The 12,284-nt window shown below is 69.4% G+C and carries 11 protein-coding genes; 5 read left to right on the forward strand and 6 right to left on the reverse strand.

Annotated elements, in window-relative coordinates; translation table 11 throughout:
* Window positions 1–14: 14 nt before the first annotated feature.
* Window positions 15–1,856 (reverse strand): BCCT family transporter, encoded by a 1,842-nt coding sequence (locus BMZ18_RS01910; RefSeq protein WP_068365986.1) that lies wholly within the window; start codon window positions 1,854–1,856, stop codon window positions 15–17.
* 139 nt (window positions 1,857–1,995) lie between these two features.
* The gene (locus BMZ18_RS01915; RefSeq protein ID WP_235606450.1) at window positions 1,996–3,231 is read right to left on the reverse strand and encodes a glycoside hydrolase family 183 protein; all 1,236 of its coding nucleotides are present in this window, start codon (window positions 3,229–3,231) and stop codon (window positions 1,996–1,998) included.
* A gap of 446 nt (window positions 3,232–3,677) precedes the next feature.
* On the opposite strand from BMZ18_RS01915, the gene BMZ18_RS01920 reads away from it, so the two are divergent.
* Complete coding sequence (locus BMZ18_RS01920) at window positions 3,678–4,466, forward strand: M23 family metallopeptidase (protein WP_235606449.1); 789 nt, start codon at window positions 3,678–3,680, stop codon at window positions 4,464–4,466.
* 20 nt (window positions 4,467–4,486) lie between these two features.
* Here the strand turns inward: BMZ18_RS01920 and BMZ18_RS01925 are convergent, their stop codons facing one another.
* Entirely contained in the window at window positions 4,487–5,638 is a 1,152-nt protein-coding gene (locus BMZ18_RS01925) for a L,D-transpeptidase (protein WP_082895252.1), read from the reverse strand.
* A gap of 397 nt (window positions 5,639–6,035) precedes the next feature.
* On the opposite strand from BMZ18_RS01925, the gene BMZ18_RS01930 reads away from it, so the two are divergent.
* From BMZ18_RS01930 to BMZ18_RS19560, 3 genes are read left to right on the forward strand one after another with little or no spacing between them, the layout of a single operon-like run.
* Entirely contained in the window at window positions 6,036–6,824 is a 789-nt protein-coding gene (locus BMZ18_RS01930; protein ID WP_068100023.1) for an ABC transporter permease, read from the forward strand.
* 5 nt (window positions 6,825–6,829) lie between these two features.
* Window positions 6,830–7,921, forward strand: coding sequence for a sulfate/molybdate ABC transporter ATP-binding protein (locus BMZ18_RS01935; RefSeq protein ID WP_068366018.1), 1,092 nt, complete (start codon window positions 6,830–6,832; stop codon window positions 7,919–7,921).
* A gap of 35 nt (window positions 7,922–7,956) precedes the next feature.
* Complete coding sequence (locus tag BMZ18_RS19560) at window positions 7,957–8,127, forward strand: hypothetical protein (RefSeq protein ID WP_156511659.1); 171 nt, start codon at window positions 7,957–7,959, stop codon at window positions 8,125–8,127.
* 63 nt (window positions 8,128–8,190) lie between these two features.
* On the opposite strand, the gene glgX is transcribed toward BMZ18_RS19560, so the two are convergent.
* Window positions 8,191–10,236 (reverse strand): glycogen debranching protein GlgX, encoded by a 2,046-nt coding sequence (glgX, locus tag BMZ18_RS01940; RefSeq protein WP_068365984.1) that lies wholly within the window; start codon window positions 10,234–10,236, stop codon window positions 8,191–8,193.
* A gap of 110 nt (window positions 10,237–10,346) precedes the next feature.
* On the opposite strand from glgX, the gene BMZ18_RS01945 reads away from it, so the two are divergent.
* On the forward strand, window positions 10,347–11,216 hold the full coding sequence (locus tag BMZ18_RS01945; protein ID WP_082895248.1) for a YhjD/YihY/BrkB family envelope integrity protein: 870 nt from the start codon (window positions 10,347–10,349) through the stop codon (window positions 11,214–11,216).
* On the opposite strand, the gene BMZ18_RS01950 is transcribed toward BMZ18_RS01945, so the two are convergent.
* Together BMZ18_RS01950 and BMZ18_RS01955 are read right to left on the reverse strand one after the other, a co-directional pair.
* Complete coding sequence (locus BMZ18_RS01950) at window positions 11,155–11,937, reverse strand: CDP-alcohol phosphatidyltransferase family protein (protein ID WP_211267518.1); 783 nt, start codon at window positions 11,935–11,937, stop codon at window positions 11,155–11,157. The two genes, BMZ18_RS01945 and BMZ18_RS01950, sit on opposite strands and share 62 nt — an antisense overlap.
* Entirely contained in the window at window positions 11,927–12,226 is a 300-nt protein-coding gene (locus BMZ18_RS01955) for a hypothetical protein (RefSeq protein WP_139203723.1), read from the reverse strand. Before BMZ18_RS01955 ends, BMZ18_RS01950 begins: the two co-directional genes overlap by 11 nt.
* Window positions 12,227–12,284 lie beyond the last annotated feature (58 nt).

Here is a 12,284-nt window from a genome sequence, read left to right on the forward strand (position 1 = left end):
TTCGTCGTGTTCGGCTAGTTCTTGTTCAGCGTCTGCGCCTGCGCCGACTCCTCGAACTCCGGCGTGTCGAAGGTTTCGTCGCCGAGGGGATCGGTCGGTTCGGCGTCCGCGACGTACTGCGCCTCGCCCGTCTCGGCGTCGACGTCGACAGCCGACTGCGGCACGTCGTGCACCGCCAGCAGGACGTGGTCGTTCCCAGCCGGGGATGCCACCCCGTCCGTCGACGGTCGGAGGCCGGCGAAGGTGGCGGAGAAGCCTCCCGACCCGGTGCGCGTCGATCCGGGCTGTGCCACGGCCTCGCCGCCCGCCTGGGTCACGCGGATGTAGCGCGGGGTGGTCGCGACGTCGTAGCGGAATGCCTTCAGCATCGACACACAGGCGAGCACCAGCACGATCGAGAACGGCACGGCCGTGGCGATGGACGCCGTCTGCAGGGCTGTCAACGATCCCGCCCCGCCGATCAGCAGGAGCACCGCGGCCGCCACACCTTCGAGCACGGTCCAGAACACCCGGGTGATCTTCGGCGTCTCGAGATTGCCGCCGCTGGAGAGGATGTCGATGACCAGCGACCCCGAGTCGGACGAGGTGACGAAGAAGAAGACCACCACCAGGATCGCGAGCACGCTGGTGAAGGTCGCGAGCGGAAACCCGTCGAGCAGCTGGAACAACGAGGTGTCCGTGCCCACCGTTCCGTCGGGGAGCAACATATCGCCTTGTTCGCGCTGACGGAGAATCGCGGCGTCGCCGAAGAACGTGAACCACAGCGAGCCGATCACGGTCGGGGCCAGCAGAACACCGAAGACGAACTCACGAATGGTGCGGCCGCGGGAGATCCGGGCGATGAACATGCCCACGAACGGCGCCCAGCTCATCCACCATCCCCAGTAGAAGATGGTCCACGCGCCGGCCCAGCCGTCGTCGGCGAACGGGGACGTCCGCAACATCAGGCCGGGGAACGCCTGGATGTAGCCGCCCAGGTTCTGGACCCAGGTCTGCATGAGGAAGAGCGTCGGACCAGCGATCAGCACGAACAGCGCCAACATCGCCGCAAGTCCCATGTTGATGTTCGACAACCACTTCAGGCCCTTGGACACACCGGAGACGACCGAGAACGTCGCGAGTCCGGTGACGAACACGATGAGGGCGACGACGAGCCAGTTGGTGGTCTCGATCCATCCCAGGAAGTCGAGGCCCGCGGAGATCTGCTGGACTCCGAAACCGAGGGACGTCGCGACACCGAAGAGAGTGCCCACGATTGCGACGACGTCGATCGCGTGGCCGATGGGGCCTTCGATGCGCTGCCGTCCCAGCAGAGGTTCGAGCAACCACCGCACCGAGAGCGGTCGGCCCTTGCGGTAGGTCATGTAGGCCAGACCCAGGCCGACGACGACGTAGATTGCCCAGGCGTGCAGACCCCAGTGATACAGCGTCAGCTGCATCGCCTGGTTGGCGGCGGCATCGGTGGCACCGGCGACACCGCCGGCCTCGGGCGGATCGATGTAGTGCGACAGGGGTTCGGCCACCCCGTAGAACACGAGGCCGATACCCATACCGGCGCTGAACAGCATCGCGAACCACGAGAGCACTCCGAATTCGGGAGACTCGTCGTCGCGACCGAGCTTGATGTTGCCGATTCGACTGGCACCGCAGTAGATCGCGAACGCCACGAACAGGGTGGCCACGAGGATGTACCACCAACCGACGCCGTTGGTGATGGCGGCGTTCAGTTCCTCGAAGGCTCCCTCGGCCGTGGACGCGAACACGACGGAGAACAGGATCATCGCGACGATGATGACGGCGGCCGGGACGAACACCGGTTTCGTCAGACCTCGCCACGCGGACCTGATGGACGACATGGTGATGGGACCTCGGTTCTTCTCGCAGGAGCGGGCGCGTTGGGACCCGATGGGCAGGGGAACGCTATCCGTTCACCCGACCGAGTCACCAATCCGGCCGTTTTCCAAACCGGTCGGTCACGCCGTCACCTGCGTGACGTCACCGCAGCGCGTCGAGATCCGTTTCGAGCAGAAGAACTTGGTAGGACGAGTACTGGGACGCGGTGAAGTACAGCTTGTCACCCGAGGACCGCGGGTGGACGAAGGGCGCGTACAGGCCGCCGCCCGGGTAATTGCCGATGTCGTTGTTGGTCACCAGGGTGGTCGGCGCCGACCACGGACCCTGCGGCGACGGGGCGGTGCGGGCGAGGATGCGGCCCTCGACGTCGTTGCCGTAGAGCATGACGAACCGACCGAGGTAGTCGTTCCACGTCACCGACAGCTCGCCGACGGGCTGCTCGACGACGGGAGCCGCCGCGGCGACGTCCGGGGACCACCCGGATCCGTTCCAGTACTCGAAGCGCTGCAGGTTCAGGATCTCGTTGGGCGCGACCCGGCCGAGGTAGGCCGCGCCGAGGCGACCGTTCGGAGTGCCGTACTGGTAGACCATGCCGTCCCGTCCGCGCACGAAGGCGGACTGCTGGAACTTGCCGTCGAGCTGCTCGGCGCCCGGCAGCGTGACCCCGGTGTTGTATCGGGTGGTGCTCGGCTCCGGCGTCCACGTCTGGCCGTTGTCCCGCGACGTCGCGGTGAAGGCGTAGTTGGTGGACCAGACCGATCCGTTCCAGCCGCGGACGGACATGAACTGCAGGTACTGCACCCCGTCCACGGCGATACCGGCCGTCGGCACCACCGTTTGCTCCACCGGCGCGAGTCCCAGCGCCGGAACGGCCTGCTGGGCGAACCGCGGTTCCGAGCCCGTCACCACCGCACCCGAGCGCACGTCGCCGGGTGCGGCGTCGTGCACGGTCAGACCGTCGGCGAGATTCGCGTCGTCACTGCGCAGCACGACGTTGTGCCGCCACTGTCCGCCGGGAACGACGCAGCTGCCGAAGGTGTCACCGAAGGCGAGCAACGTCTGTCCGGCGCCGTTGTCCCAGGAGACGCCGAGATCGGTTCCGGTGACGCCGAAGCGGTCGAAGGTGCGGTTCGGCCCGGCCTGTCCGCTGACCCAGTCGACGATGCGGGTGTTGGGGCCGTCGTATCGCGGGGGTGCGCCCTGCGGTCCCGCGGCCTGCTGTCCGAGCCCACCGATCCCGGTGATGCCCGTGCCGGAGATGCCGCCGCACGGTTCTGCGGAGGCGACCGCCGGTCCGACCACCGCCCCCGTGATCAGCGTGCCGACCACGATTGCCGTCGTCGTCAGAGCAGCGGCCAGCCTGAAGTTTCCGCGCACGTTCGGTCGTCCCCCACGTCATCCCCGGCCGCGCCTCGGTCCGAGACGCGGTTCTGCCGCTCAGATGATGGCACGACATTCGCCGCATCACGTCGTCGACCCCGTTTCGCGAGACGGTCTCGGATCGACTGCCGGTTACGAGCGCATCACGCCGACCGCGCGAATTACGGTGATGTAATTGGGCATTGGTGTGACCGCGAGATACTTCTGTGACGTAAAGTGGCCGCTGGCGCTCTTGGGGAAGGTGCGCCGCACAGATACTCGTGTTGTTCGTGAGACCTGTCGAGTGTGGATGTCGAGGGAAGGACATCGACGTCGACCGGCCTCGTGCGTCCGTCGGACCTCACGGTCCCGACGGTCGTCGGCGACGTCTGCTCGGCTCACCTCCTCCGTCTGCGCCGGTCGTATCGACGACGCCCGCATGCGGGCGCAACCGGAGGTAGCACGTGCATCACGAAATCGACACGTCCACTCGGGAATCGGGGTCCCGTTCCGTCACCACCCGCCGGGGAAGGCGGGCGATCGGGGGCGCCGTGCTCGGCGCAGCGCTCACGGGAAGCCTCGTCCTGGGGGCCGCCCCGGCCACCGCGGCACCCGCTCTGCCGCCCCTGCCCGCGATCCCCGGCCTGCCGGCGATTCCGGGTCTGCCCCTCACCGCGAAGCAGCAGGCCGCGATCCTGGCCGCCGTCTTCGACGCGACGGGCGTGTTGGTCCAGGAGGTCGCGGGGCTGGTGCTCGGCGATCAGTTCCTGACGCCGCCCAGCGGATCGGCCGGGCCCGGCGCCGCGCCGGCGGTACCGCCGTTCACGTCCACCCCGGGCATCGGGGGCTCGCGCCTTCCGCTCGCGCCGGGATCGTTCGAGGTGTCGTCGGGCTTCGGAGGACGGGGCAACCCGACGGGCGGCGGCTGGCAGAACCACCAGGGCATCGACTTCGCGGCGCCGTCGGGCACCACGATCTTCGCCGTCACCGGTGGAACCGTCACCCGAGCCGGCGACAACGGCGACGGCTACGGCAACCTCGTGATCGTCAAGAAGGGTGACACCGAGGTGCTCTACGGCCACCAGAGCCGCATCGACGTCTCGGTGGGCGACACCGTCGCTCCCGGCCAGGCCATCGGCGCGGTCGGCAGCACCGGCGATTCCACGGGTCCGCACCTGCACTTCGAGGTACGGCGCGGCGGTGAGGCGGTCGATCCCGTCGGCTACCTGACGGCGCTCGGCCTTCGGGTCTAGACGACGTCCGCGATTCGAGTTCAGACGGACTGGGCGTTACCGGCTTTCCATTCCTCCCACGGAATGTTCCAGTCGCCCAGTCCGTCCGTGCCCGGCAGCGTTCCGCCCACCGTGTTCTTCACGATGGTGATGTCCCCGCGCTTCATGTTGTCGTAGACCCACTTGGCATTGGCCGGGCTGAGATTCAGGCACCCGTGGCTGACGTTCGTGTATCCCTGCGACCCCACGGACCACGGTGCGGAGTGAAAGAAGATGCCGGAGTAGGACATTCGGGTCGCCCAGTCCACGGGAGTGCGGTAGCCCTGGGCCGAGTCGACCGGCACGCCGTAGGTCGACGAGTCCATCACCATCGAGGCGAACTTGTCGCCGATCGTGTAGACCCCGTTCGGGGTCGGGCTGCTGTTCTTGCCCATCGACGTCGGCATGGTCATGACCTGCTCGCCGTTGACGGTGAAGGTGACCTGCTTGGTGGCGTCGTCCGCCACCGCGATCACCGCGTCTCCGATGGTGAACGACGACCGGGCGTTCTCCTGGCCGAACAGTCCGTCGCCGAGGTCACGACCGAACACGTCGACGGCCACGTCGACGGTGGTTCCGGGCACCCAGTAGTTCTGCGGCCGCCAGCGCACCTCCTTCTGGTTCACCCAGTAGAAGGCACCCTCGACGGGCGGATTCGTGGTCACCGTGATGGCGTTCTGCGCCGCGACCTTGTCCGGCACCGGCTCGTCGAACTGCACGGCGACGGGCTGACCCACACCGACCACCTCGCCTTCCGAGGGCAGCAGGTACGGCTTGGTGAGATTCCCGGGTGAGGTGGTGGTGAACGAGGTCGTCGACGTCGCCTCACCGCCCAGCCCGTAGGCGCGCGTGTCGACCGTGTAGGTCTCGTTGTAGTCCAGGGGTGCCGTGGCGGTCCACGAGGCACGGTCGGCGGCGAGGGTGCCGTCGACGGCTTGCCCGGCGGAATCGGTGAGAGTGACGCGCGACAGGCTGCCGTCGACCACGGACACCGTCACGGGAGCGGAAGGAGAGAAGCCGACCGACGCGTCGGGGGCCGGCAGCGTGACCTTCGGCTTCATGAGTTCCGACAACGGATTCGAATCGATCGGCGCGGGCGGCGCAGCGGCGTCGTCACCGGCGCCGGCGGTGCATCCCGCCACGACGAGCGACATCACGGCGGCCGACGCCACCAGCACGACACGCCCGCGAGCAGCAGCGACGGACGGGAACACCTTCACGAGAACCCCACTTCGACACGCACGACCACCGACCCGCTGCACATGATGCCAGCCACCAGCGGAGAGTCACCACTCCCGCGGCGGAATCGGGGGTCACGGTCCGGTACCGAACCGGCAGTGGCACGTCACAGCGGCCACTCGACCGGCCGAGTGAGAGAAGGGTGACGGCGCCGGCCGTGCGCCTCTCGGCAGAAGGCCGCTCGCAGCGGCGAAAGGGGTGGTACCCGGGGCATGGATCCGGCGCCGTCGACTTCCACAACGCACCGTCCCCACCGATCATTCCCGCGCCCGCGATCGTCACTAGTGTGGGTCGGGTGAGAGCACGAGCGGCGTGGGGACCGTGAGGACACTGCCCCGGTGGGTCCTCCTGCCCGCTGCGGTGGGCCTCGCGCTGGTGGCCCTGCCTCTGGTCGCGATCGTGCTCTCGGTCGAGTGGTCTCGCTTCCCGTCTCTCGTCACCAGCGAGTCCTCGCGCGAGGCGATCCTGCTGAGTCTCCGCACGTCCGCGGCCGCGACCGGACTCTGCGTCCTGCTCGGCGTTCCGTTGGCGCTGGTGCTCGCCCGGTCGCGGGGGCGTGCCGCCGCGATCACGCGCGCGGTGGTGCTGCTGCCCCTGGTCCTGCCGCCGGTGGTGGGCGGACTCGCACTGCTCTACGCGTTCGGCCGGCGTGGTCTGCTGGGGGACCGCCTGCAGGCGCTGGGAATCGAGATCGCCTTCTCCACCACGGCGGTGGTGCTCGCCCAGACCTTCGTCGCGCTGCCGTTCCTGGTGGTCGGACTCGAGGGTGCGCTACGCACCGCCGGAACCCGATACGAGAAGGTGGCATCCACTCTGGGTGCCCCACCCACCACGGTCCTGCTGCGGATCACCCTTCCGTTGGTCCTCCCGGGACTCGCGTCCGGGGCCGTGCTCGCCTTTGCCCGGGCGCTCGGAGAATTCGGCGCGACCCTGACCTTCGCGGGGTCGCTGCAAGGCGTCACGCGCACCCTCCCGCTGGAGATCTACCTGCAGCGCGAGACCGACCCGGACGCTGCGGTGGCCCTGTCGGTCGTCCTCATCGTGGTCGCGGTCGCGGTGGTTTTGGCCACCGGCGCCGGGCGACCCCGGAAGGTCCGGTGAGTGCCGTGACCGGGGACACGGGGACCGACACCGCGATCAGCGTCCGTGCTCGCGTGCCCGTTCGCGGACTGGACCTGTCCGTCACCGCGCCGGCCGGGTCGGTTCTCGCCCTCCTCGGACCCAACGGTGCGGGAAAGTCCACTCTGGTACATGTCGTCGCCGGGCTCGTGCGGCCCGACGACGGGACGGTGCGGGTGGGCACCCGCACCCTCACCGACACCGCGAGCCGCGTTCACGTCCCGCCGCATCGCCGCGGGGTCGCGCTGCTCGCCCAGGACCCACTGTTGTTCCCGCACCTCACCGTTCGCGAGAACGTCGCCTTCGCGCCGCGCGTCCGGCACGATCGCCGGCGTGCGCGAGCGATCGCGGACGACTGGCTGGCGCGGGTCGAGGCCCACGATCTCGCGGATCGTCTGCCCCGACAGCTGTCGGGCGGTCAGGCCCAGCGGGTGGCCCTGGCCCGCGCGCTCGCGGCGGACCCGGACGTGCTGCTACTGGACGAGCCGTTCGCCGCGATGGACGCCGACGCGACACCGGCCTTGCGCCGACTGGTCCGGGACGTGGTGAGCGGAAGCCGATGTACGACGATGGTGGTCACCCACGACCGCGTGGATGCGCTCTCCCTCGCGGACGACGTGGTGGTCCTCGACGGCGGGCGGGTGGTCGAGGAGGGGCCGGTGGCCGACGTCCTCGCGACCCCGCGCAGCGCCTTCGCCGCGGCGCTCGCCGGAACCACGGTGATCCACGGCGTCTTCGGCGACGGGGACACCCTTCGTGCCGAGGGCGACGTCGTGGTGCACGGGAACGCGATCGATCACCCCGGTCACGGCCGGCCGGGGATCGCGTCGATCGCGCCGACCACCGTCTCGGTGTTCGCCGTGCGACCGGTCGGCAGTCCCCGCAACGTCATTCCCGCTCGGATCGTGGAGGTGGACGCCGTCGGGTCGGGCGTGCGGGTGACGGCTCGGGCAGCCCCGGGCGTCCTCGCGGCCCACATCACCTCGGCCGCGGCCACCGAACTGGACCTGCGGCCGGGATCCGAGGTGTTCCTCGTCGTGAAAGCGACCGAGGTACGGCTGTACCCGACGCGGCGGTGACGATTGACAGCCGATTCGCGGGGTACGCGACAGACATGACCACACCCGAGAACGACCACGACACACCGACTCTCGACGACGTCATCGTTCCGACGGAGACTCCGCACCCCGATCGGCACGAGCACGGCAAGATGCCGCACCCCGTCGACGACGCCGAACTCGAGGAGCGCACCGCACACGAGCGCGAGGAAACCGGCAGCGCCTGACGCACCGACCGGAAGGCGGGCCGGGAGCACTCCTGCTCCCGGCCCGCCTTTCTGCGTCCGACGTCAGACGCTCTGCAGGAGCGTGAAGGAGCGGTCTCGCACCAGCAACGTGGCGGGCTTCTCCCCCACCTGCTGGTCGGGGTCGCTCGAGATGGCGAGCGTCCACGACTCGTCCGGCAGCGTGAACTCGACGGGCGTCTCTGCGGCGTTGAGCAACCACAGGAACACGGTGTCCTCGGCGGAGGACTTGTAGAGCACGGCGAGGGACTTGCTCGCGCCGTCGTTCCAGTCCTCGTCGCCCATCGCCGCGCCGTCGGCACGTTGGAAGTCGACGGTGTCGCGATCACCGTCGGACTCGGCGTGGCGGTACCACACCGGACGCAGCCCGGGGTGGTCACGACGCAGGGTGATCAGCTCCGTGGTGAAGGCGACCAAAGCGTCGTCGGCCTTGGCCCAGTCGTACCAGGAGATCTCGTTGTCCTGGCAGTACGCGTTGTTGTTGCCGCCCTGGCTGCGGGCGAGCTCGTCGCCGCCGAGGATCATGGGGACGCCCGCCGAGAGCAGGAGGGTGCCGAGGAAGTTCCGGCGCTGACGATCACGCAACGCGTTGATCTCCGGATCGTCGGTGGGACCCTCCGCACCGCAGCCCCAGGATCGGTTGTCGGACTCGCCGTCCTGGCTGTCCTCGCCGTTCTCCTCGTTGTGCTTCTCGTCGTACATCGTGAGGTCGGCAAGGGTGAAGCCGTCGTGCGCGGTGACGAAGTTGACGCTGGCCAGGGTGGGACGCCGGTCGTTCTCGTAGACGTCGGGACTGCCCGAGACGCGTTGTGCGAGAGCGGGAAGCGCACCGTCGGTGCCGCGCCAGAAGTCACGGACGTCGTCCCGGAACTTGCCGTTCCATTCCGACCACCGTGCCGGGAAGCCGCCCACCTGGTAGCCGGCGGTGTCCCAGGGCTCGGCGATGAGCTTGACCGGCGCCAGAACCGGATCCTGGTGCACCATGTCGAGGAACGCCGAATGCCGGTCGAGGTCCTCGTCCTGCCGGGTGAGGGTGCTGGCGAGGTCGAAGCGGAAGCCGTCGACGTGCATCTCGGTGACCCAGTAGCGCAGCGAGTCCATGATCAGGGCCAGCGCGGCGGGGTGACCCACGTTGAGGCTGTTGCCGGTGCCCGTGGTGTCGAAGTAGGCGCTGCGCTCGTCCGGCACCAACCGGTAGTGCGAGCCGTTGTCGATTCCCTTGAGCGACAACGTCGGTCCCAGGTGGTTGCCCTCGGCCGTGTGGTTGTAGACCACGTCCAGGATCACCTCGAGACCGGCGGCGTGGAGCGCCTTGACCATGGCCTTGAATTCGGTGACCTGACCACCGGTGTCGCCGGCCGAGCTGTACTCGTTGTGGGGTGCGAGGAACCCGATGCTGTTGTAGCCCCAGTAGTTCCTTCGCCCTTCCTCGAGAAGGTGCGAGTCCTGCACGAACTGGTGGATCGGCAGCAGTTCGACCGAGGTGATGCCCAGCCGGGTGAGCTTCTCGATCGCCGCGGGGTGCGCCAGTCCGGCGTAGGTCCCGCGGATGGCCTCGTCGACGTCCGGGTCGAGGGCGGTGAACCCCTTGACGTGCGTCTCGTACACGACGGTCTCGGACAGGGGAACACGCGGCGGTTCGTCGTCACCCCAGTCGAAGTCGTCGTCCACCACCACCGACCGAGGCATGAACGGTGCGGAGTCCGCGTCGTTGCGCGTCTCGGGCTCGTCGTGGTGGTGACCGAAGACCGCCTCGTCCCACTCCACGGCGCCCGTGATCGCCTTCGCGTACGGGTCCAGGAGCAACTTGGCGGGGTTGTGCCGCAGACCCTCGGCGGGATTCCAGGGCCCGTCGACGCGCAACCCGTAGCGAGTGCCGACGGTCATCGGGACCAGACCGTGGAACACGTGGCCGGTGTACTCGGGAAGTGCGGTCGACTCGAGCTCGGATCCCGACTCGTCGAACGTCACCACCGTGACGGTCTCCGCCGTCTCGGAGTACACCGCCACGTTGGCCGTGCCGTCGGCACGAAGGGAAACGCCGAGCGGGTACGGGGTGGACGCGTGGGAGGGGCGATCGGCGGAACTCACGAATGTCTCTCGATTCGTCGGCGAAGCTGCAGGGACGGACCGCAGGCTTCTACCCGCGTCCGTCGGACTCGAAACGATTGGCCGACCGTACGGGCGGGTAACGACAGGCCATGCCGCACGCCCTGACCTTCGCGAGCGTGTGGCCGGCACTGGTGCGGTCCCGCGTCGCGATCCGGTCCGGCATGCGTCGCCGGATGGCGTCGCGGGACACCGCCCTCGTCGCGGCGGGCGTCACGTTCTACGGCGGAATCGCCGTCGTGCCGATGCTGCTGCTCGGCCTGAAGGCGACCGCGGTTCTTCTCGGCACCCCGACGGTCCTGCGGTACGGCGATGCGATCGCCTCGATTCTCCCCGACCCGGCGGGGGCGCCGGAGGCCGTCCGCGCCCTGTTCCTCGCCGGGACGTCGATCGGGTGGATCGGTGTCGCGGTGGCGATTCTCCCGGCCACCTTCTACGGGGAGGGCATGCGCCGCGCCCTGCTCGTCTACGCACCGCACGAGGAGACCTACATCGGGTGGCGGGGCCGCGCGTTGTCGCTGCCGGTGCTGGTGATCACTCCCCTGCTGACCGTGCCGGTGCTCGTGGTCGGGAACGCGCTGGCCTCGATCGACGGCGGTGTCGCAGGGGGCCTGTTCCGGGTGTGGCTGGGCTTCGTGACCGTCTGGCTCGTGCTGTCCGTGCCCCTCGGGTGGACGTTCCGCGTGGTCGCCCCGATCGCCCTGTCCCGGCTGGCCGTGGTGGTGGGCACCCTGACCACGGCGTCGTTCGTCGCCGGCTTCCTCCAGGGCTACGTTCTGTTCCTCGCGATCCCGATCGACTGGTCCGGCCCGTTCGGGGGCCTGGAACCGGTGGGCGCCGCCGTCGCGACGGTGTTGTGGCTGTTCCTTCTGCACGTCATCGTGCTGATCGGCTGGGTCTTCACGCTCGAGTGCGACCGACTCGTGGTGCGTCGTGACCCCGCAGCCGCCGCCGCACGGTGACCACGAGCTGACCGAACCCGATCAGCGCCAGCGCGGCGGAGACGGCGGTGCCGACGGCGGCGAAGAGTGCGGTGTCGCCGACGAAGGCGCAGCCGATCAGCGTCACGGTCACCGCGATGACCCGCGAGGGCCGCTCCCAGACCGTGACCACCCCGATGTCGTCCAGTCCGGCGGACACGGCCCGCGCGCGCAGGGTCTCGTGGAGCAAGGTGAGCGCGGCGACCGCGAGGACGGCGGCCACGGGCCCGCCGAGCACGAGGAGGACGCCGAGGGCAGCGAGATCGGAGATGCGGTCGGCCACCGAGTCGGCCACGTAGCCCAGGGCGCTCGACCGTCCGCGCAGGAGCGCGACCGCCCCGTCGAGGCTGTCGGTCAACGCGCTGAGGATCAGAAGGACGGCCGCGAACCCCGCCGACCACGGCCCACCGAGCGCGGCGACGCCGAGTGCGGCCAGCGCCATCAGAACCCCGGCGGTGGTCACGGCGCCGGGTGTGACGCGGCCACGCACGAGAGGCCGCGCCACCCGGTACGTCAGACCGAGCCAGCCGCGCACCAGCACCGAGGACTCGACGACGTAGTCGCCGTGCAGCGCCGACCAGGCCCGAAGGTAGGAGTCCCGGTCCGTCGGGACGGGCTCGACGGGACGGCGACGGCGACGGCCGGAGAGAGGATCGGACCCCGGCGCGCCGGGGCCCGAGATCGCATCGTGGTCAGTGACCACCGGGGTCCAGGAGGGACTTGCCCTCGGAGGCCTTGACACGCTTGCGTTCGAGCAGCACCACGGCGAGTCCGGCCAGCAGCAGGACCGGCGAAGCGATGCCCGTGATCAGCACCCAGCCCTCGAAACCACCGCCCGCCGCCGTCAGGGCCAGGCCCAACGCCGCCAGACCCAGGGCCATCAACACGTACCCCGGCCAGTTGCGGCTGTCGGTGATGGCCTCACCGGCGTGCGCGCGGATGGTGCGCACATCGTCCTGGGGGTGCTCGTTCTCGCGCTCGTAGTCGGGCACGACACTGTCCCTTCGTCTGGTGATCACCGCAACGCCGTCGGCTGCGGGGTGCCCCGGC

Origin of the sequence: Rhodococcoides kroppenstedtii (assembly GCF_900111805.1) — a bacterium.
In the GTDB taxonomy this organism is placed as follows: Bacteria; Actinomycetota; Actinomycetes; order Mycobacteriales; family Mycobacteriaceae; genus Rhodococcoides; species Rhodococcoides kroppenstedtii.